19 protein-coding genes and 2 riboswitches are annotated in these 22,367 nt (G+C 29.4%); of the genes, 15 read left to right on the forward strand and 4 right to left on the reverse strand.

Features of this window, described 5'->3' with window-relative positions:
• Nucleotides 1-117 precede the first annotated feature (117 nt).
• Complete coding sequence (locus tag C1715_RS03405) at nucleotides 118-1,374, forward strand: alkaline ceramidase (RefSeq protein ID WP_102399264.1); 1,257 nt, start codon at nucleotides 118-120, stop codon at nucleotides 1,372-1,374.
• 145 nt (nucleotides 1,375-1,519) lie between these two features.
• Here C1715_RS03405 and C1715_RS03410 read toward each other — a convergent pair whose 3' ends face one another.
• Nucleotides 1,520-1,819 carry a DUF5661 family protein gene (locus C1715_RS03410; RefSeq protein WP_102399487.1) on the reverse strand — a complete coding sequence of 100 codons (300 nt, stop codon included), beginning with the start codon at nucleotides 1,817-1,819 and terminating at the stop codon, nucleotides 1,520-1,522.
• Between the two features lie 467 nt (nucleotides 1,820-2,286).
• Between C1715_RS03410 and C1715_RS03415 the strand changes: the two genes are divergently transcribed.
• The 8 genes from C1715_RS03415 to C1715_RS03450 all read left to right on the forward strand — a co-directional run bounded on the left by C1715_RS03415 (nucleotide 2,287) and on the right by C1715_RS03450 (nucleotide 12,118).
• A complete protein-coding gene (locus tag C1715_RS03415) occupies nucleotides 2,287-4,419 on the forward strand; it encodes a BglG family transcription antiterminator (RefSeq protein ID WP_180963974.1) in 2,133 nt (710 codons plus the stop codon).
• Nucleotides 4,420-4,544: 125 nt separating this feature from the next.
• Complete coding sequence (locus tag C1715_RS03420; protein ID WP_102398934.1) at nucleotides 4,545-5,771, forward strand: IS701 family transposase; 1,227 nt, start codon at nucleotides 4,545-4,547, stop codon at nucleotides 5,769-5,771.
• Between the two features lie 165 nt (nucleotides 5,772-5,936).
• The gene (locus C1715_RS03425) at nucleotides 5,937-6,215 is read left to right on the forward strand and encodes a PTS sugar transporter subunit IIB (protein ID WP_102399266.1); all 279 of its coding nucleotides are present in this window, start codon (nucleotides 5,937-5,939) and stop codon (nucleotides 6,213-6,215) included.
• Nucleotides 6,216-6,279: 64 nt separating this feature from the next.
• Nucleotides 6,280-7,542, forward strand: coding sequence for a PTS ascorbate transporter subunit IIC (locus C1715_RS03430; protein ID WP_102399267.1), 1,263 nt, complete (start codon nucleotides 6,280-6,282; stop codon nucleotides 7,540-7,542).
• A gap of 504 nt (nucleotides 7,543-8,046) precedes the next feature.
• The gene (locus tag C1715_RS03435; RefSeq protein WP_102399268.1) at nucleotides 8,047-8,868 is read left to right on the forward strand and encodes a transketolase; all 822 of its coding nucleotides are present in this window, start codon (nucleotides 8,047-8,049) and stop codon (nucleotides 8,866-8,868) included.
• Nucleotides 8,869-8,880: 12 nt separating this feature from the next.
• On the forward strand, nucleotides 8,881-9,834 hold the full coding sequence (locus C1715_RS03440) for a transketolase family protein (RefSeq protein ID WP_102399269.1): 954 nt from the start codon (nucleotides 8,881-8,883) through the stop codon (nucleotides 9,832-9,834).
• Nucleotides 9,835-9,919: 85 nt separating this feature from the next.
• Nucleotides 9,920-10,879 carry a LysR family transcriptional regulator gene (locus C1715_RS03445; RefSeq protein WP_180963975.1) on the forward strand — a complete coding sequence of 320 codons (960 nt, stop codon included), beginning with the start codon at nucleotides 9,920-9,922 and terminating at the stop codon, nucleotides 10,877-10,879.
• Between the two features lie 351 nt (nucleotides 10,880-11,230).
• Nucleotides 11,231-12,118, forward strand: coding sequence for a 4Fe-4S binding protein (locus C1715_RS03450; RefSeq protein WP_102399271.1), 888 nt, complete (start codon nucleotides 11,231-11,233; stop codon nucleotides 12,116-12,118).
• Between the two features lie 85 nt (nucleotides 12,119-12,203).
• On the opposite strand, the gene C1715_RS03455 is transcribed toward C1715_RS03450, so the two are convergent.
• Both C1715_RS03455 and trhA read right to left on the reverse strand, forming a co-directional pair.
• Nucleotides 12,204-12,671, reverse strand: coding sequence for a DL-endopeptidase inhibitor IseA family protein (locus C1715_RS03455; RefSeq protein WP_102399272.1), 468 nt, complete (start codon nucleotides 12,669-12,671; stop codon nucleotides 12,204-12,206).
• 1,333 nt (nucleotides 12,672-14,004) lie between these two features.
• Nucleotides 14,005-14,655 (reverse strand): PAQR family membrane homeostasis protein TrhA, encoded by a 651-nt coding sequence (gene trhA, locus C1715_RS03470; protein ID WP_102399275.1) that lies wholly within the window; start codon nucleotides 14,653-14,655, stop codon nucleotides 14,005-14,007.
• A 505-nt stretch (nucleotides 14,656-15,160) separates the two neighbouring features.
• Between trhA and C1715_RS03475 the strand changes: the two genes are divergently transcribed.
• Nucleotides 15,161-15,784: a DUF1836 domain-containing protein gene (locus C1715_RS03475; RefSeq protein ID WP_102399276.1), complete on the forward strand. Its 624-nt coding sequence runs from the start codon at nucleotides 15,161-15,163 to the stop codon at nucleotides 15,782-15,784.
• A 97-nt stretch (nucleotides 15,785-15,881) separates the two neighbouring features.
• On the opposite strand, the gene C1715_RS03480 is transcribed toward C1715_RS03475, so the two are convergent.
• Nucleotides 15,882-16,748, reverse strand: coding sequence for a tRNA 2-thiocytidine biosynthesis TtcA family protein (locus C1715_RS03480; RefSeq protein ID WP_102399277.1), 867 nt, complete (start codon nucleotides 16,746-16,748; stop codon nucleotides 15,882-15,884).
• 268 nt (nucleotides 16,749-17,016) lie between these two features.
• Nucleotides 17,017-17,121, forward strand: a riboswitch (SAM riboswitch).
• Nucleotides 17,122-17,256: 135 nt separating this feature from the next.
• Nucleotides 17,257-17,360: riboswitch (SAM riboswitch) on the forward strand.
• Between the two features lie 136 nt (nucleotides 17,361-17,496).
• On the opposite strand from C1715_RS03480, the gene C1715_RS03485 reads away from it, so the two are divergent.
• The 5 genes from C1715_RS03485 (at nucleotide 17,497) to C1715_RS03505 (ending at nucleotide 22,193) form a co-directional block, all read left to right on the forward strand.
• Nucleotides 17,497-18,453, forward strand: a complete 957-nt coding sequence (locus tag C1715_RS03485; RefSeq protein WP_102399488.1) for a methionine ABC transporter ATP-binding protein — start codon at nucleotides 17,497-17,499, stop codon at nucleotides 18,451-18,453.
• Nucleotides 18,454-19,095, forward strand: coding sequence for a methionine ABC transporter permease (locus tag C1715_RS03490; protein WP_180963977.1), 642 nt, complete (start codon nucleotides 18,454-18,456; stop codon nucleotides 19,093-19,095). It begins immediately after the preceding gene.
• Nucleotides 19,096-19,188: 93 nt separating this feature from the next.
• Nucleotides 19,189-20,013, forward strand: a complete 825-nt coding sequence (locus tag C1715_RS03495) for a MetQ/NlpA family ABC transporter substrate-binding protein (RefSeq protein WP_102399278.1) — start codon at nucleotides 19,189-19,191, stop codon at nucleotides 20,011-20,013.
• Between the two features lie 67 nt (nucleotides 20,014-20,080).
• A complete protein-coding gene (locus tag C1715_RS03500) occupies nucleotides 20,081-20,308 on the forward strand; it encodes a hypothetical protein (protein ID WP_102399279.1) in 228 nt (75 codons plus the stop codon).
• A 952-nt stretch (nucleotides 20,309-21,260) separates the two neighbouring features.
• Entirely contained in the window at nucleotides 21,261-22,193 is a 933-nt protein-coding gene (locus tag C1715_RS03505) for a MerR family transcriptional regulator (RefSeq protein ID WP_102399280.1), read from the forward strand.
• Nucleotides 22,194-22,367: the final 174 nt, after the last annotated feature.

Consider the following 22,367-nt stretch of genomic DNA (forward strand, 5'->3'; position numbering starts at 1 on the left):
GACTTATGATTGTTAATGCTTCATGCAAAGCCTATTAGGGTAAAGGATGCATGAAGTAATGATTACCCTGTTTTTAGGCTTTGTCCATTGTATAAATACTTTAAAGGAGAGAGCCAAATGAATAAAAAATATAATAATAAAGCTTTTTTTACACAAACTGATATTACACCTGATTTTCAAGTGGAATTAATTGGATGTTACAGGGAGAATAGTAATTCTCAAGGTGTTTTGCATCCTCTGTATGCGCAGATACTTATACTGGAGTTTTGCGGTAGGTGTTATTGCTTAATTGCAATTGACAGTCTTGGATTGACAACAACTCTTTCGGATCAACTGCGTACCATTGTATCTAAGAAATTAAAAACCGACATTTCCTGTGTCATGCTTTGTTTTTCGCATACACATTCCGCCCCTGCGCCTTTATCGCAGGTTAATGGCGAAAGATATTTTCGTTTCATGTGTGATCAGATCGAAAAATGTCTGGCAGAAGCAGCCGAAAAACTTCGACCTTGTAAAGTTGGTTGGGCAATGACGAATACGGAAATCGGAGAAAATCGCAGGATAGGCTGTACTGCAGTCGATAAACGTCTTGGAGCATTGAAGATAACCGATTCTGTTACTGGACGTCCATTAGCTGTTGTTTTGCGGATAACCGCACACGCCAATATATTGATGGGTGGTAACAACAGGATTTCAAGCGATTACTTTTGTGTCACACGTGAAAAGTTGCAAAAATATTTTCTTTGCCCTGTAATGCTTGTTCAGGGGGCATCAGGAAACATTAAGCCGGTAGGCGTGGACAAAATACTTGGCGGTAGTATTTCCGATTTAGATCGGATATCAGATATCCTTCTGGATTCTGTGAAACACTTGCATTTTGATATGACAGAAGTGCGCAAGCTACAAATGTATTCGAAAGATTTTAATTACTACTCACATGTTCCTTCTGAAAAAGAAGCAAAACAGATTGCGGATGATGCAAAAAGGTTATGCGGCATTGATGGTTCAGAATGGCTTCTGGAATGCGAAAGGCTTAGGAAATCCGGCACTGAGATACAGGTTCAAGAAGGAAAAATTCAGTTTTTTAATTTGAATGAGGGTTGCTTCTGTGGGGTTCCGGATGAAATTTTCTGTGAAATTTCTCTAGAAGCATCTAAACGCGCAAATGCACCTTACCTTTTTTTGAATGGATACACCAATGGTTGTACGGGGTATCTTCCCCATAGTGAAGAATGGGTAAAAGGCGGCTACGAGACATTGTATAGTTATCTGCAATACTATCAATTTTATGAACATGTTATGCCGTTTAAGCAAGATACTGCAGATTATCTTATAAAAAGCGTACTCAGCCAATGGAAATATATGCACAGGTAATTATCTTACATTTAAAATGGGTAAATAACATAAAATAAAAAAGAATATAGGTAAAGTTATTGTGTCTTCAGTGTATAATAAGCACGGAGGTACGTCAAAAGGCGTAAGGAGTTATGTAAATCCTTACGCTATATTTTTGTTTTTACTATGGTATACCCCAGTATGTTTTTGCTTCTGCTTCAAGTTTTGCAAGTCTAGTATAGTAATCAGGAAATTCTCTTAGGTGTGCTAGAGCAATTTTACCTGTAGTGATAGGATCATCTTGTGTAACATTAGTAGGAAAGTATTTCTCCCCATGTTCTAGTTCAGTGTTTAAACCCATTCGGAATTCTTCTAAATCAAATCTTTCTTTAGAAAAATCAATGCCAAGTTGCTCTGCAATTTCCATTGCTTCTTCGGATGTAAAACTATTTTTTTGCCTAATAAGTGTTTCCATGTTAAACATAAAATTTTCTACAAAGTATTTTGGATATTTAATGTATAACTCTGAGTACATAAGCCCTCCTATAAAATCATCAATGCTATTAGTATTATATGTTAAAAAACAATAATATTTCTTTGGAAATTAGTTGAATTTTATTTATAACAAGTCATAAAAAATTATTATATTGCTTTAGTCAAAAGGTACAAGAAATTATATAAATCTTTACATTATATTTTCACCTATAAAAAGTTCAATTTTTCCGGAATAAGTGGAAAGACAATATGCAGAAAAAATATAGATTATTGCATAAAAATAGTATAATATATTCATAAAGACAGTAAAATAAAAACAAAACAATTGAATATGACAATTATTAAATGCATACATGCATTAACACATATTTGATATATATCAAGTATAGAAAATAAAAAAAGTGTAATATTAAATAATTTAAAATTTCCGGAATACTAGTTAAAGGAATGATAAATATGGAATTAAATAAAAGGTGTATTGAAATATTACAGTACTTAAGGGAAAAATATGATTTCATAAAGATTTCTGAATTATCAAAAAAATATAATGTCACTGACAGGACCATTAGATATGATATTGACAAAGTAGAAAAATTTTTAGTTAAAAATGGTTTTAAATATTTTGAAAGACATCATATCAAAGGGGTCAAATTAGTAAAGCAAAAAGGATTAGATGAGTTTATTGATAAATTTGTTAATACAGATACTCCTTTTAAGTATACTTATTCTAAAGAAGAGAGGACTAAATTCATAATAACAAAGTTATTACAAGCTAGTTCTCCAATAAATGTTAACTTCTTTGAAAAGGTTTTATGTGTTTCTAAAAATACTGTATTAAAGGAAATGGATTTAATTGAAAAATGGTTGAAGACTAAAAATCTATATTTGATTAGAAAACCTAGAGTTGGAATTTATGTTGAAGGAAGTGAATTAAGCAAAAGAAAAGCTATAATTGAAGTAGCCTCAGAAACTATATCAACTACAGATATTTTTAATTATATAAATAGTAAAATGGCTCAGTCTAAGATTAATAATTTACAATTTAGTATGTTGTTTTCTGAAATAGACATTGATTTTTTAAATGGACTTATAAGAAATGCAGAATTAGAATTGTGTAAAGAGTTTAGTGATGAAGCTTATGGAAATTTAATAACACATTTAGCAATAATGATAAAAAGAATTCAGCTTAACAAAAAAATTTATCTACCAGGGGTTGATATTAAATCAATAGAGAAGTACAAAGAGTATGAAGCTGCTAGAAATATTGTGTATAAGATTGAAAAAAAATATGAAATACAGGTGCCTAGAGAAGAAACAGAATATATTACTCTTCATTTACTAGGGGCTAAAGTATTGAAAACAAATGAAATATTTGATATAGATGACTGCAAATACGATGATTTATATGACGTGGCAAGAATAATGACAGAAGAAATTGAGAAAATATACAATGTAAATTTTCAAAAGGATAAGATGAAAATTATTGAAAGCCTTGTACTTCATTTAAGGCCTTCAATATATAGAATCAAATTTGGACTTAAACTTGTAAATCCTCTTTTTCAGGAGGTAACTAGTAAATATAAGAATTTATTTTTAAATACAAAGCATGTAATTAAACACCTAGAGAAGTATATAGGCTGTGAAATTAACGACCAAGAGATATCTTACATAACACTTCACTTTGGGGCAGCTCTTGAAAACGTTAAGGAAGGTATAAATAAAGTAGCAAGAGTGGTTTTAGTTTGTGGTACGGGTATAGGTACGGCGAATATGATTGCATCGCAAATATCTAAAAAATTTAATGTGGAAGTTGTAAATACAGCGTCCTATAGAAGTGTTAAAAGTATTGATCCAAATAGTTATGACTTTATCATAAGTACAGTTGATATAGAAGGGATAAATTCTAAAAATTACATTAAGATAAGCCCACTACTTTTAAGTAAGGATTATGATAAACTCCAAAAGTACCTTCAGATAAAATATGTGCCTAAAGAGGGTAATGATGAGTACTTAGTTAATAGACTTATAAGTATTGTGGAAAAAAATGCGGTTATAAAAGATAGGCAACAGCTACAACTAGAATTTTTATATGAATTAAAAGGAAATAGAAAAAATGTTTTAGAAAGAAGGATTATATATATGCTTGATGATTTATTAAATAAAGATATGATAAAACTTAATGTGGATTGTCATTCTTGGGAAGATGCCGTTAAAGCTGGTACTTCTTTATTAATAAAGAAAGATTATGTTAAAAAATCTTATGAAGATGCAATATTTAACAATTTCAAAGAAATGGGACCTTATATGGTGGTAGCACCAGGAATAGTACTTTCACATGCTAGACCGGAAAATGGTGTAAATAAATTGTCTATGAGTTTAGTTACTTTAAAAGAGCCAGTTAAATTTGGTAGTGATACAAATGATCCTGTAAAATTAGTGATTACTCTTGCTGCTATAGACAATGAATGTCATTTGAAAGCTTTATCACAGCTTATGGAATTGTTTATGAATAATGATGATTTACAAAAAATTATGAGGGCAACAAATAAAGAAGAAGTTCTGAAAGTAATAACTAGATACTCAAAATAAATAACTTAACTTCTGCAAAATAAAAAGTTAAATTGGTAGTATTACCAAAAAATAAATATGGCACACTGACCTTATCCGTGATATATAAAAGTTACTACTCAATTAAAACACGGGAGGTTGTCAGTATGCCAAGTAAATTTACTAATCATATTGTATCCATTAATGATGAACTTTACAATTACTTAAATGATGTAAATTATGGAATGAGTAAACCTCAATTTCATCATATATCCACTATTATTAATGGATTAATAAATTTAGATGGCACTAAATCTTTATTAAAGATTTCAGAATATATACTAGCTGCTAAAAGCAGCAGTTCCATATATAGATTTTTGAGTAACTCTAAATGGGACGATAGTCTCATAGATAGAAATCGTATTAATTATTTAAAACTACATTTTAATAAACTCATAAAGCCTAAATCCGTAGGATTCTTAGTTATAGATGATACTGTTAATCCAAAAACTCAAGCAAAGAAGATGCAAGGATTAAGCTATAATCATTGCCATACAGAAGGTAAAAATCTTTGGTCCCACTGTGTAGTTACTTCTAATTTTGTAGCAGAGGATATGTCTATTCCGCTAAACTATAAGTCTTATTTTAACGAAGAAAACTGCAAAAATCATAATAAAAAATTTATGAGTAAACCAGATATAGCTTTAGGTTTTATTAATTCTTTTGAAAAACCTTCTAACTGCGATAAAATATATTGTCTTACTGATAGTTGGTACACTAGCGAAAAGTTAATTAATGGTTGTATTTTAAAAGGTTTTAACTTTATTGGGGCTTTAAAATCTAATAGAAAAATCTCTCCATTAGGAATTTCAATGCAAATTAAGGAATTTGCTAAATATATAAATCCATCTACCTTAGATGTAGTTACCGTCGAAGGTAAGGATTATAGAGTATATAAATACGAAGGCAAAGTTTCAAAGATTGAAAATGCATTAGCCTTAATTTGCTATGAAGTTGATGGGGACAGCTTTAAAGAACCAGTATATCTAATGTCTACAGACATAGAACTTAGTAATAAAGCTATAATAAAATACTATCTATATAGATGGAACATTGAAACTAATTACAAATATCTTAAAACACACTTAGGTTTTGACGAATATAAAGTTCAAGGTATACTCTCTATCGAGAGGTATTTTCTACTTACATTTTTAGCAATCAATTTTTTAGAGATTTATAGATTATATAATCCTAAAAAACTTGAAACCATTGGTGATACTATAAAGTCTATAAAAAGCCTATCGGCTAAAGAATTGGTGCGTTTTGTTTATGAGGAAGCTAAAAATGATATACCTTTAGACACAATACTTGCTGAATTAAAATTAGTTTCTTAAAAAATTTTGTAAGTTACTTATAGGGAAAGTATAGAATTAAATGCTGTAACTATATTCCTATTAAAGAACTTACATCTATATTTGGGTTTTTAGCTTTTAAAATTAAAGAAGTTAAGTAAATAATTTAAAATTTGAAAACTGTTAGAAAAATAAGGAGGAGTAAATATGAAAATATTAGTATGTTGTGGAAGTGGACTTGGAAGTAGTTTTATGATTGAAATGAATATTAATAAGGTATTAAAAGAGTTAAATGTAAATGCACAGGTGGATCATTCAGACTTATCTTCAGCAGCAGGGATTAAAGCAGACCTTTATGTTGGTACAAGAGATATTGCATCTCAATTGACATCTCTAGGTGATGTAATTTCACTAAATAACATGATAGATATTGGTGAACTTAAAGAAAAATTATCGGATTACTTTACTAAAAAGGGTTTATTATAATTCATACAGCTAATTTTCAATTAGCTGTATGAATTAATAAAATAATAACAAAAGGAGGAATATTATGTTAAAATTAATACTTGATATTTTAAGTGTTCCTGCAATATTAGTTGGACTTATAGCGATGATAGGACTTATAGCACAACAAAAATCAAAATCAGACATTTTTAAAGGAACAATAAAAACAATACTTGGATTTCTAGTTCTTGGCGGTGGTGCAGGAATAGCAGTTGGCGCATTAAATCATTTTGGAACTATGTTTCAACAAGGATTTGGTATTAGAGGAATAGTACCACATAATGAAGCAATAGTTGCGCTTGCACTTAAAACCTATGGTACACAAACAGCGCTTATAATGGCTTTTGGTATGATAGCAAATATATTAATAGCTAGATTTACAAAGCTAAAGTATATATTTTTAACAGGACATCATACTTTATATATGGCATGTATGATAGCAGCTATATTAGTAGCTGGAGGAATGAAAGGAACTCCACTAATAGTTGTGGGTTCAATAATTTTAGGATTTATAATGGCTGTTTTCCCAGCAATGGCACAACCTATTATGAGAAAAATTACAGGTACAGATGACGTAGCTTTTGGACATTTCGGTACAACAGGATATTTAGTTTCAGCAGGTATTGGTAAGTTAGTAGGAAAAGGTTCAAAATCTACAGAAGATATGAACTTCCCTCAAGGATTATCATTTTTAAGAGATAGTTCAGTAGCTGTTAGTTTAACAATGGGTATTCTTTATGTAATTGTTGCTATAGCTTGTGGCAGCACATATGTTGAAACAAAATTAAGTGGTGGACAAAACTTTATAGTATTTTCAATTATTCAGGCTATAACTTTTGCAGGTGGAGTATATGTAATACTTTCTGGTGTTAGATTGATACTTGCAGAAATAGTTCCAGCATTTAGAGGAATCGCAATGAAATTAGTGCCAAACGCAAAACCAGCACTTGACTGTCCAGTGGTTTATCCATATGCACCTAATGCAGTTCTTATAGGATTCTTATCAAGTTTTCTTGGTGGTATAGTTGGAATGGTTATATTGATAGCATTAAAAGCTCCAGTTATTCTTCCAGGGGTTGTTCCTCACTTCTTCTGTGGTGCCACAGCTGGTGTATTTGGTAATGCTACAGGTGGTAAAAGAGGTGCCTTCTTTGGAGCATTTGTTCATGGTTTACTTATAACTTTCCTACCAGTATTATTACTTCCAGTACTTGGCGGATTAGGATATGCAAACACTACATTTAGTGATGCTGATTTTGGTATAGTAGGTATACTTCTTGGAAATTTATTAAAGATATTTATTCACTAATACAAAAAATAGGATAGGTAATGGATCATTATCTATCCTGAAAATAAAATAAATTATATAAAAAACACAAATATATTTTAATATATAAAATTGAACTAGTAAACAAAGATATTTAAAAATATTTATTTTATGGATGCTTACTGTAGTTATTAAGTATTATATAAAAATAGACATAATGAGAGTTAAGCCCATGAATAATAATATATTATATAGTGCTTTAATATAGGATTTGCTTTAAGTATCTTTAGCAAATCCTATATTTTTAACCCCAATATTTATATTAAATAAATATTTAATGCATAAAAGGTTATTTAGGTACATGAAAAGAAATAACAAGTCAAAGATGCTAGTATATTTTGTGTCAGACAAGGAAGCAGGTTCTGTCGATAGTAGGACTATCGTCGGGTTCTGCTGACGCAGTATGACGCAAAATAGACTAGTATACTGACTTATTATTTATTTGAATGTGACTTAATATTAAATGCAATAAAAGGAGGAATAAAAATGGATAAGAAGGAAATTCAATTGTTGGAAGAAAAAAGCAAGATAATACGTAGGCTTATTATTAATCAAATAGCAAAACTAGGACAGGGACATGTAGGCGGAAGTCTTTCAGCTGTGGAAGCTCTAGTAGTTTTATATAATAAGGTAATGAATATAGACCCTAAAAATCCTAAAATGAAGGGAAGAGATAGGTTTGTAATGTCAAAAGGACATGCAGGTCCGGCAGTATACTCAGTTTTAGCGGAGAAGGGATATTTTGACATTTCAGAATTAGATACTTTAAATAAGCCGGAAACTAACTTACCTAGTCACTGCGATATGAATAAAACCAAAGGTGTTGACATGACAGTTGGTTCATTAGGACAAGGTATATCTTGTGCAGTAGGTATGGCTAAAGCATCAAAAATAATGAAGGATAATGCATATATTTATTGTATGGTTGGAGATGGTGAGAGTCAGGAAGGACAGGTTTGGGAAGCAGCCATGACTTCTGTACAGTTTAAATTAAATAATCTTATATGTTTTACAGATTATAATAAGATTCAGTTAGATGGTACTTTAGAGGAAATAATGAATGTAGCTCCATTAGATAAAAAATGGGAAGCTTTTGGATGGAATGTTATAACTGTTGATGGACATGACATAGAGAAAATTTATAATGCAATTGAAGAAGCTAAAGAATCTAAATCAAAGCCTACAATGATTATTTTAGAAACTATAAAAGGTAAAGGAGTTTCATTTATAGAGAAAATGGGAACTGCTAATCACAGTATGCCAATTACGGAAGAACAAAGAGTACAAGCATTAAAAGAGTTAGAATAGGAGGGGAACTTAATGTTAGAAAATAAAGAGATGAGAAAAGTATTGTGTGAAGAGTTAGAAAAATTAATGACTGAGGATGAGAGAATAGTAGTTATAGATGCAGATTTAGCTAAGCCAAACGGTACTATGCCTTTGAGAAGTAAATTTCCAGACAGAGCTTTTGATGTGGGTATTGCAGAACAAAACATGGCTTCCATGGCAGCAGGAATGGCGTCCTATGGATGTATACCATTTATAGCTAGTTTTACACCATTTACTTCAAGAAGAATTTGTGATCAAATTGCGGTATCCATATGTTATGCAAAACAAAATGTTAAGATATTAGGTACAGCACCAGGAATTGCCGCACAATTGAATGGTGGCACTCATATGAGCATGGAGGATATAGGAGTATTAAGAAGTATTCCAGATATGGTTATATTTGAACCAGTAGATATAGTGCAACTTAAAAAAGCTCTTCCTAAGGTAATAGAGTATGAAGGACCTATTTATATAAGATTGTTTAGAAAAGTCTCACCTATAGTATTTGATGAAAATTATGAATTTAATTTATTTAAAGCAGATTATATAAGAAAGGGCAATGATGTCACATTATTTGCTTCAGGAATTATGGTAGCAGAAGCATTAGAAGCGGCAGATAAGCTTAAAAAGGAAAATATAGAGGCAGAAGTTATTAACATACACACAATTAAGCCAATAGATAGAGAAACAATAATTGAATCCTCAAAGAAAACTGGTGCTGTGGTAACTTGTGAAAACCATAATGTAGTAGGTGGATTAAAAAGTGCTGTGGCAGAGGTTTTAGCTGAGGAATGTCCAGTTCCATTAAAGGCAGTGGGTGTTCAAGATCATTTTGGAGAAGTGGGAAGTTTAGATTTTTTAAAGGAAAAATATCATATGACATCAGAGGATATAATTAAAGCTGCAAAGGAAGTTATAAGTAAAAAACTTATAAGAACTATTTAATTTAAAGAAATTTATGCCAGGGGGCTGTATATAATGTATTTCTATTTATTATATGCAGTTCCTTCTTTATTTTTTAAGATTTAGAATGTTTAAGTATGATAATATAGTTAGTAAAGTATGTTTAGTTATAATAATGAAAGGAATTATAGTTATGATAGATATAAAATTAAAAACTTTTATAACTGTATCACAAACTAAAAATTTTACTAAGGCTGCAAATATTCTAAATATGACCCAACCAGCTATTTCTCAACATATTAAATTTCTTGAACAATATTATAAGGTGAAATTATTTAGAAAGAGTAAAAATAAAATAGAGCTCACGTCTCAAGGGGAATTTCTTTATCAAAATGCCTTAGAACTAGATAGACTTAGTAAATTTATAGAAAACTCTTTAGAAAACAGTACATCTTTTATTAAAAAATATAGATTAGGGGCAAGTCTCACTATAGGAGGTTTTACTATACCTAATTTAATAAGTACATACATGAATAAGAATCCCAATATAGATATAATATTGACTATAGATAATACAGAAAATATAGTAAATAAGCTTTTAGATGGAAATATAGATTTGGGAGCAGTAGAAGGACCTTTTGATAAAACTAAGGTTAAGTACACTACTTTTAAAAAGGATGAACTTATATTAGTTGCATCGCCAAAGCATCCCTTCGCTGGCAGAGGGGAAGTTAATGTGGAAGAGGTTTTAAGAGACAAACTTATTTTAAGAGAAAAAGGCTCTGGAACTAGAGAGGTATTTGAAAAATATTTAATAAAATCCGGTCACATGCTTACAGATGAACATATTCATATGGAAATATCTAATATAAGTGCTACGGTGTCTTTAGTGTGTGAGAATCTAGGCTGTACAGTTATATCTAAGGAAGCAGTTAAAGAGCAATTAAAAAAGGGTACATTAATAAGGGTACCCATAAAGGGATTTAACATGAAAAGAGAATTTAATTTTATATATAAAGGTAATAAAGAGCCAGAGTTTTCAAAAGACTTTATGAGTTTTTGTAAAGAAGCAACTTCTAATGATTAAATTAGCGTTGTTATAGATAAATTTAAAAAGTTTTTTTAGTTTTGGGTAATGTTTTTGTTATAAAATCTCATTATATCCCCATAATAAATCCTTATTGGATTTATTATATATGTAGTAGTATGCTATAACTGTAGTTAGGATTTTATTTAACCAAGAAATTTCTATTTCAGCGAAACTAAGTGAATGAAAAGTTTACTTTGTAATAAGTGAAAATATAATAGCTATTAAAGATGAGGTAGTTATTAAAAATAAAATGGCTACCGAAGGTAGAGTAGTTGTTACAGATAAAATAATTATTAAATATAGCATAGTTTAGTGCAAAACTAAAAATTAAATATGGGGGAATTAGATATGAGAAATATAACAGCTGAAGAAAAGAAAAAATTAAAAGGACAAGGATTTTTACCTCAAAGACAAGATGGTTATTTTGCTTGTAGAGTTATAACGAAGAATGGATGTAATACAGCTGAAGAGATGAAAAAAATTAGTGAAATTGCTGAGAAATATGGAAGGGGATATGTAAGTTACACCACAAGACTTACAGTAGAAATCCCATGGATAGAGTATGAAAATATAGAAAAGGTAAAAGAAGAATTAAAAGAATTAGGATTATATAGTGGTGGTACTGGGGATAAGATAAGACCAGTAACCGCTTGCAAGGGAACAGTTTGTGTCTATGGCTTAGCAGATACTCAAGCTTTAGCAGAGGAAATACACAATACTTTTTATGAAGGATGGAGAGGCATTTCTCTTCCTCATAAATTTAAAATAGGTATTGGAGGATGTCCCAACAACTGTATTAAGCCAGATTTAAATGATTTTGGCATAGTAGGCCAGAGAAAGATCAGAATAGAAGAAGATAAGTGCAAAGCATGTAACAATTGTGGAATGGAGAAAGCTTGTGTTCATGGAGCTATAAATAAAAAAGAAGGGCAAAAGCCAACAATAGATAGGGAGAAATGTGTTAATTGTGGCAAATGCTTAGAGGCATGCTATTTTGATGCTACAGCAGTTGAAAAGGAAGGATTTAAAGTATATCTAGGTGGTAAATGGGGCAAAAAAACGAGACCAGGACAGGCCATACAAGGAATTTTCTCAAAGGAAGAGGTTATGGACATACTAGAGAAATCTATACTTTTCTATAAGGAAAATGGAAATACAAAAGAAAGATTTGGAGATATGATTGATACAATAGGAAAATCAAAGATAGAAGGAGAGCTTGGTTTTAAATTATTATAAAATCCAGTAAAAATTATATTTTTTTAATATAAATAAAAAGAGGTTTTGGGAACTATTCAAAACCCCTTTTTATTTGCATTAAATTTTACCAAGGTGAAAAAGTAGCAGTATCTACTAGCCAATTTGTTCCATCAAAAACTAAAGTAGCTTTTTCAGTTTTAAAGTCAATTTCATCATAGTATCCTTGGAAAGTTACATATAGTTTATTACCTTCATATTTTGTTGATGTTATTTTAGCATTTTTCATATTAAAAATTTGACCAAATTGTCCTACCGACATATAATATTGCCCATCAATTTTTTTGTTAAAAACATAATTTGTTAATCTTTCAATATAATCATTAGTAAAGTATTTATTTAAATTAAGATTTTTATTTAAATAAGCAACAAGCAATTCATGAGATGTTATGCTTTTAGGCATTTTCATATAAGTATAATTATTAAATTCTTGGAATGGTGGATGATTTATATAGAAGCTCTCCAAATTCCTCATGCTCTTGTATGAATTAGATAATAAATTTATAATTTCCTTCTTTAAATGAGCAAATTTCATAACAAATTATGGAATAAAAATAGACATTCATAATATCCTAGTGTATTATATTTCTGTCAGAAAACATAAACAAAGGATGAATATAAATGTCTACAGAAAATAATATACCATATAATAAAGAGATTAACAATTTCATAATTAAACTTGGATTATCATTATATTTAACACTGCCTCAATTAAAACATGTTTGTGAATTTATCTTTGCAGCCGTAGGTCGTGGGTATGATGGCAAAGTTATTCATATAGCTGAAAGTTGCTATCAGAGTACTTATAGAACATCCATAGGTCAATTTTTATCCAAAAGCCCATGGAATGAAGATTATATTTTGAGAGCATTACAAAAGTTCGCAGTTAATAAAATTTGGCAGTTATCTCGTGATACAGGAAAGCCTATTTATGTGATTATTGATGATACTATCTGTAAGAAGACAAAGCCTTCGTCACGGGCTAAAAATCCTATAGAAAAGTGTCAATTTCATCAATCACATTTAGAAAATAAAAAAGTCTATGNTCCTTATTAGAAATGGTATTATTTCTTTTAATAACACTTTTGTCATTAGTTTTGATATTGTTAATTTTTTTAGCAGTATTTTTGTTGTCACACTTGATATTATTAATTGAAATATTTGAATTTTTTTGTTGATTAATTAAGTTTTTGTTTTCAAGCTTTAAAGTATATTTTTTAGTGTTATAAGATTTAATATTTTTTACTGGTGAAGTAGCTAGTGGTTTACTAGAATCTTTAGCTAGTATACTAGTTTCAGAAGTAATACTATTATTTTTTGTTGAAGGGGCGTTTTTTAAGGTTGCATTCGTTTTCTTAAAATCAGTAGTTGATGCAGCCCTAGTGTTTGATAATGAAGCAACCCCTATTAATGAGGTAAAACAGATTACTAAAATAAAATAAGATAAAGACTTTTTGTTAAATTTAAAGAACATGATAAGATCCTCCTTATAATTTAAATAATTATTATAATAGCTTAAAAATAATTTATAACTATGTAAAAAATAAAAGCTTATTTAGATTATTAACTTTAACAAATATATTTAATCAATATAATAGTTAAAATTAATAATTTTTTAGAAACATTATTATAAGACTTAATGCATTCTTCACTGTATACTAATAGTATATTCAATAAAACTATTTTAGTGGTTAAGAACTAGTTGCTAAATAGTAACAGAAAAGTTAATGTTTAAGTTTGAATTTAAATAAAAAACTGCCTCTAATAACATAAGTAAATTATTACAAGGTTATCAATGTTAATAGTTCCTAATATTAATTACTTACAAAATTAAAAGCAGTTTTTATATATTTGATTTTTAAATATTTTTATACAAACATTACATATTTAAGCATCATCCAAAAGTGACAGAAACTCCCTAGCATCACAAACAAATGAAATATTTCATGAAATCCAAAGATTTTGGAAGCTATTCTTGGTCTTTTAGTAGCATAAATTACTGCACCGATGGTATAAGATAATCCACCAGCTATAAGCCAAAATATTCCTGATGGTGATAGGGTTTTCCAAAGAGGATATATAGCTATTACGGCAATCCATCCCATAATTACATAGAACAGAGTAGAAAGCCATCTTGGTGCATTAAACCAAAAGATTTTTAGCATAATACCAACTGCTGCTAAAGTCCAGATGGTTATAAAAAGTACTTTGCTTAAGGTTCCTTTTAATGCAATTAGACATATAGGTGTATATGTTCCTGCAATGAGTATATATATCATGGAATGATCTACTCTTCTTAAAACTTTTATGATTTTTTCTTGTACTGATAATAAATGATATACGGAACTAGCTGTGTAAAGTAATATGGAGCTAACACCAAATATCACAAAACCTGGTATGTAGTAAGGTTTTGAAAATACAAGAGAATTGTGTATTAAAAGTATAAGCCCTAAGATAGAAAGACCGACACCTAAAAGATGAGTTAAGCCGCTTACAGGTTCTCTCATTTTTCTAATCAAATTAAACACATCCTTTAATAATTATTATGATTACTCCACAATAAGGTACAATGTAGTGGAATTATGAAATTTCTCCTCCATGACTTGCATAAGAGCTCGGAACAATAAATTTAAACAGTTCTTTTGCTTCTTATGCAAGTCATTCCAGAGAAATTTCATAATTCAGGTAATGTAATGCTTTTGAGGGATAATCATTATTATAAATTTTTTATCATATATAAGGAGTTAAGAAAAATAAACACATGCCAACACGTAGTTTTAAAAACTATATAATGGTATATTCATATACTACAATAGTAATTACTAATCTTCAAGTTTTAAATAGAGTAATTTAGGGATAAAATCAATAGTAATCTGCAAATAAATTAAAATATACAGTGTGAACTTTAATTTTCGATATATATTATGATTTATTATATAAATATGTATTTGTATAGTAAGGGATACTATATAGTGCTATACTAATATTAGTGAATTATTAATAATTTATAATTGAGGTGGTATTATGTATTTAGATGAAGAAAAACTTAAGAAGCTTATAGATGAAGTTTGTGTAATTGAAGATATAAAAATTCATGATATACCTTGTGTGGATTTATACATGGATCAAGTAACTAGTTTTTTTGATGATAAATTAAGCAGTTTAAAGCGTGAAGAAGAAGAAAAAATATTAACTAAAACTATGATAAATAACTACGCTAAGGCAAGGATACTACTTCCAGTAAAAAATAAAAAATACACTAAGGAAAATATTATATTATTAAACTTAATATATAGTTTAAAACAAATTTTATCAATAAATGATATAAGTCTTTTATTAAGTCCATTATTAAAACAATTACAAGAGGGGCCACAGGATAAAGAGAATAATGAATACTTGTGTAATATTTACTCTAAATTCTTAGAATTAAAAAACGGTAAGGAAATGGAAATCAAGGAAGGTTTCGAAAAAAGTTTAGAGGAAATAGGAGAAGAGTTTTATAATTCTTCAAATGCAGATGAAAAAGATGAAAGGGCTAAGTTACTGTTAATGGTGCTTTTATTAATAAATGCAGCCAGTATTCAAAAGAGAATGGCAGAAAAAATAATAGATACTTTTTTTAAAGATATGGACAATAATAAGAAATAAAAGGGTAAGAGCAGGAGAAGTAATAATCTAGAGTAATAATAATTTAAATTTTTATAATCTAGTAATATATTCATCCAGCTCCTTCTATTTTTAAAATTTAATCTTCATCATAAAAATCTAAATAAGAATGTTTTTTTCCATCCTTTTCCCAACCTAAAATTGAGTCCATGTTAACATTTTGGGCAGCTCTAAATATGGATTTATCTACGTCTTTAAAATTTTGTTTCATTTGCTTAATTAATTCTTTAATTTCATAACGTTTATTTCCTATTTTTTTAGCTGCAACCATGCATGCACAATTAAGAGGCCAAATGCCGCTATTTTGAGTAAAACGCTGAATATGACGTTCATTAATATAGTATAATGGTCTTATTAAATGTAATCCCTTAAAGTTGGAAGATTTTAATTTTGGAAGCATGGTTTTAAAATTTCCAGAATACAATACATTTAATAAGGTTGTTTCTATAACATCATCAAAATGATGCCCAAGAGCTAGTTTGTTACATCCTAATTCTTGTGCTTTTGAATATAATGCCCCTCTGCGCATTCTTGCACACATATAACAAGGATAGTCTTGTGCTATATTATCTACTATTTCAAATATACCAGATTCAAATATGTTAATAGGAATATTTAAATACTCACAGTTGTCTATTAGTAATTTTTTTATATCCTCATGATAACCGGGGTCCATAGCTATAAATTCCAAATCAAATTTCATTTGGCCATGACGTTGAAGTTCTTGAAATAGTTTAGCCATTAATAAACTGTCTTTTCCACCGGAAATGGCTACAGCTATTTTATCTCCATCTTCTACTAATTTATAATCCTTTATGGCTTTAATAAATTTGGACCATATATTTTTTCTATAGGTTTTTACTAGACTTCTCTCAATTTCCTTAAGAGGCTTTCTTTCATTAAAGGGTACTAATATTTCACAGCCACTGCCTGCAACATTACTCATAAAAAACACCTCACTTTTCATAAAACATTATTTCAATTTTAACACAAAAAGTCTTTTATAGATTAGGAATTATTACTGGTAATAAAACCAGTGATTCCACTACGCAATAAGTGATTATAGCACTGGATACATATTTAGGCAATTACACGAACGATGAAAATATTATTATATGTTTAATTATAAAATTCACTTTTAACGCAAAAAATATGTTGACATTATAAAAAAAAGCTAATATAATCTTAAATAACGATTTAAAAATAAATATTATATCTTATCAAGAGATGCGGAGGGACTGGCCCTATGAAGCTCAGCAACCATATTGCAAAAAGCAATAAAGGTGCTAAATCCAGCGGCAATTGCCGAAAGATGAGGATACAGTGAAGGTTTAGCCTGAGGATATCCTCAGGCTTTTAATTTTTTATAAGTAGTTAGTTCATAGAATTATTATTGAAAACAGTGACGAGAAATCTGAAAATTGTTAGCAAAGTTTTTAAAAAATTTAATAGAGAACTTATCAAGAGATGTGGAGGGACTGGCCCTATGAAGCTCAGCAACCATACTGTAAAAAGCAGTAAAGGTGCTAAATCCAGCGGCATTGCCGAAAGATGAGGATATTTCAAGGCTCGAGATATTCTCGGGTCTTTTCTTATATATGAAATATTTCTTTGGAAATAATAATTAAGTTTTTAAATTCAGGGTTAAGCCTTAAGGAGGTAGAAGAATGGAAAATAGTTATTCAAATTCAAGTATTATAGAGGTTGTTAATGTAAATAAGAGCTTTGGAAATGCTAAAGTCCTTAAGAATGTAAGCTTAAGTGTAAATAAAGGTGAAATTTTTGGAATTATAGGGCACAGTGGAGCTGGAAAGTCTACTTTGCTTAGATGTCTAAATGGGCTAGAGCGCTATGAGCAAGGTAGTATTAGAGTAATGGGGGCGGAAGTAACAAATTTAAGCGGCAAAAAAATGAGAGATTTAAGAAAAAATATGGGCATGATATTTCAAAATTTTAATTTATTGAATTCTAAGAATGTATATGACAATGTGGCCCTTCCACTTAAGGTGTGGAAGAAAGACAAGGTATATATTGATAAAAAAGTTAAAGAATTTTTAAAACTTGTAGGTCTTGAAAATAAAGCTAAAAGCAAGCCTAATCAGTTAAGTGGTGGACAAAAACAGAGAGTAGCTATTGCCAGAGCACTGGCTTTAGAACCAAAGATATTATTATGTGATGAGGCTACATCAGCATTAGATCCTCAAACTACAAACTCAATATTAAATCTTATAAAAGAAATAAGTGAGAAGCTTGCCATAACAGTAATTATAGTTACACATCAGATGGAAGTTATAAAGCAAGTATGTAATAGAATAGTGCTTATGAAGGATGGAAAAATTAAGGATTCTGGACTAGTTAAGGAACTGTTTCTAACCCCAGAAGGAGAATTAAGAGATCTATTATGTGGGGACGAGCTTTTGCCAGAGCATGGATTTAATATAAAGATCTTCTTCCCTTCTGAAGTAAGTAATCAATCAATAATTACTTCCATGGCTAGAGAACTTCAGATAGATTTTTCTATAGTATGGGGAAAGCTAGAAAACTTTAGACAAGAAGTTTTAGGAAGCTTAATTATAAATGTAAACAAAGAACATAAGCAAGATATATGCGGTTATCTAGATTCAAAAAATATAAGATGGGAAGTGGTTTAATTGATTAATGAGGTTTTTATTCCAGCATTAAAAGACACAATTTATATGGTAGGCTATTCTACGGCTTTTACACTTCTAATCGGACTAATATTTGGAGTTGTTTTAGTTGTAACTGATGAGAAAGGGCTTAAACCTAATAAATTTATTTATCGCATAGTAGATGGATTTATAAATATATTAAGATCTTTTCCATTCATAATACTTATGATAGCAGTTATTCCTCTTACTAAAGTTATAGTGGGTAAAAGCATAGGTAGAACAGCAGCAGTGGTGCCACTCACTATAGGAGCATTTCCCTTTGCAGCAAGGGTCATGGAATCTTCTTTAAAGGAAGTAGAACATGGGCTTATAGAAGCAGCTAAGTCTTTTGGAGCTAATACTTTTCAAATATTAATTAAGGTAATATTTCCAGAAGCTTTTCCATCAATGGTTCGAGGAATAACTTTAACTGTAATAAATTTAATTGGTTATTCAGCTATGGCAGGAGTTGTAGGAGCTGGTGGATTAGGTGATGTAGCTATTAAATACGGTTACTATAGGTTTGATACCCAAGTAATGGTATATACCATAATAATATTAGTGATTCTTGTGCAGTTAATTCAAGGGATTGGAGATATTGCATATAAAAGATTAAGTAAATAAATTTTAGTTAAGAATTTCCAGTTTCAGTGTAGCAAGCTAAAGGAGAGTTTATAAATACTAAGTTTTAGATAAATTAAAAGGAGGAATTTTAAAATGAAAAAGAAAATATGTGCATTGCTAGGAGTTTTATTTCTAAGCACAGCAATAATAGGTTGTGGGGCAAAAGCAGAAGGAGACAAAAAGAGTACAGAGGGGGATAAGGATAAGAAAGAAATAGTAGTGGGAGCATCACCAGTGCCTCATAGAGAAATATTAGAAAAGGCTGGGGAATTAATTAAAAAAGAAGGGTACACTATAAAAATAGTAGAGTTCACAGATTATCAAACACCTAACATAGCCCTTGCAGAAGGTCAATTAGATGCTAATTTCTTTCAACATGTTCCATTTTTAAATAAGACTGTAAAAGAAAAAAAATTAGACTTAGACTATACTGTAAAAGTTCATATTGAGCCTATGGGAGTATACTCAAAGAAATTAAAGGACATAAAAGATATAAAAGATGGTGCAGAGATAGCAGTCCCAAATGATCCAACTAATGGTTCAAGAGCTCTTAAAGTTTTACAAAGTGCTGGACTTATAAAGGTTAAGGATGGAGAAATTATTTCCAAACTAGATATTACAGAAAATAAAAAGAATTTAAAAATAACAGAAGTAGATGCACCACAACTTCCAAGAATACTTCCAGATGTAGATGCTGCAGTTATAAACACTAATTTTGCTATTGAAGCAAAATTAAATCCAACAAAAGATGCTTTAGTTCTTGAAGATAAGGATTCACCTTATGCAAATATAATAGCTGTTAGAAAAGAAGATAAGGATAAAAAATATATAAAAGCGTTATCAAAGGTTTTAACTTCACCTGAAATTAAAAAATTTATAGAAGAAAAGTATAAAGGTAGCATAGTGCCAGCTTTTTAAAATTGTAACAAAAATAATCCTAATAGCATTTAATATATTATGATTGCTCTAGAGGTGGTATGATAAAGTGTCAGACATAAACGACTGCAGTCCCAAGGAATTAGCAGCGTTAGCAGCTGTTGTTGCTATTGCTTTATCAGAAAATAAAAATGCAAACGAATTAAATGTTTTAGGAAATTTTATTACAGGTGTAGGATGTATAATATTAATTATAGCTGCTCAGCAGCAGAGTTTAGAATCAATTTTACAGAATAACAACATAAATAATAATTCAAAAAAAAATAATAAAAATTAACGATTTAGAGTATATAAGGATAGTGTATAGTCAAAGATAAGGCTGCAAATTAGGAATTATAAAAGATTCTTAGTTTGTAGTTTTTAATAATTAAAAATGAAAGATACACATGGCTACATTTCAATATACAAAAAATTCTTGAAAAAGTTATCAAAAACCGTTGACAAAATTATCAGAATATTATATTATTATAATAACAAAAACAAAACAATAGTTGCTCCAGTAAAACTTCATTATATCAAAGATTCAATGGAGTTTTAAAAAATATAGGGAGTGATAGAAAGGAGTGAGACCACCAAAAAATTAATTTATTTACCGAGTATTATTAAATCACTAATTTATAGAAAGTGAAGGTACAGACCCATGGGATAGTCAAAAAATTTCTACATTCGTAGATCCTAATTCTTACAATAACCCTAAAGGTTATGTATTCAGTAATTAAAAATTTAGTGAAAATCTCTAAACCTTATAAATAAGTAATTTAGTAAATAAGAGATAAGTTGTTTAAGAGATTTAAAGGTGAATTAGTAAGTGGTAAATAATGATTAATAATTTATTTAATTAGTAGATTAATATATTATTAGAAACACAAGTCATTTAATAATAAAGCTGTAATTAATTATAAGCTTATTAAAAGATTTTAGTTTAATATGTGTAGCTTCAAGGAAGAAATTTTTCTAGGAAGACTATAGGGAAAGGAAGGTTTTAGAATTCAAATAACAGATGAAAGTTTTATGAAAGAATTAGGATCTGCTTAACAACCGATTCATATGTGATTAGGGCATATGTGAATCGGTTGTTTAATTTTTTGTGTTGACTTGCACCTTGGAGATAGGAATATATTATAGTTAACATGTGAATATGTAAAGATAGAAATTATTTAAATTTTACTAATTAAGTCAAATATAAAGAACATATTCATATGTAATATATACGGTGTGGAGGTAGTAAAATGAATATCAAGGAAGCATCTCAAAAGACTGGATTAACTAAAAAAGCTATAAAGTATTATGAGAGCGAGGGGCTTATATGTCCTGAGAAAAATCCAGAAAATAATTATAGAGAATTTGGTAAAGAAGATATAATTAAATTAAATTTAATTGGTGCACTAAGAAATTTAGATATTAGTACAAAAAGCATAAAAGATGTGATGGATGGAGTTAAAACAATTCCAGAGGTTATGAAAGAAAAATTAGAAAAAATACAAAATGAAATAGCAAATCTTCAAAACACTAAAAGTGTTGTACAGAGTTTTTTAGAAAAAGAGTTTGGTGATTATAAAAACGTTGAAGAGGTAGGTAACAGTATAAATAAATTAAATAAAAGTTTGGAGCTTTCTCTAGAAGACAAAAAAGAATACATTGGGGAGGCTATTATGAGAACCTTCCCTGGTAGCTTTGGCAAAATGTTTGTGGCAAACTATGGAGCATTTCTAGATATATGTATAGACAGTGATGAAAAGAGAAAAACATGGTTAAATATGGTGGAATATCTAGACAATTTAGAAGAAGCAGAGGAAAATCATCCATTTATTAAAATGATAGATAACATGGGAGAAGAAGCTTTAGATGAGTTTATAAATACTAAAAATCAATTTGTAAAAAATGTATTAAATAGAGATGAAAAGACTATGAAGGAAGTCGAAGAATCTAATGTGAATTTCTTGAAATCTTTAAGAAATGATAAAAACTTTAGAGATAATTATGTGGATAACTTGAAAAAAGGAGCAGACCTTATGAATAGTGTAGGAGGAAAGGGAAATCAGTTTGATTTATATTTAGAGAAGCTCAATGATGATTATAGAAAATTTAGAGAAATAGCTAGGGAAATATTAAGTGAGGCAGAAAAAGAAGCAGGCACGAACCTTAGTGAACTGTTAGCATAAATTGTGAAGCAAGTGCCATAAGAAAAATCTGTCTTTAAGTCCACAATAAATGTATTTTTTAAGACTGTTCGCAATACGCCAAGAAATATTAAGTTTTATTTAATATTTCAATAATTTGGTATGCACTAGTTATTAATCAAATTGACTATTTATATCCCATAATTAATTAAAATA

This window comes from Haloimpatiens massiliensis (assembly GCF_900184255.1).
Lineage (GTDB): Bacteria > Bacillota > Clostridia > Clostridiales > Clostridiaceae > Haloimpatiens > Haloimpatiens massiliensis.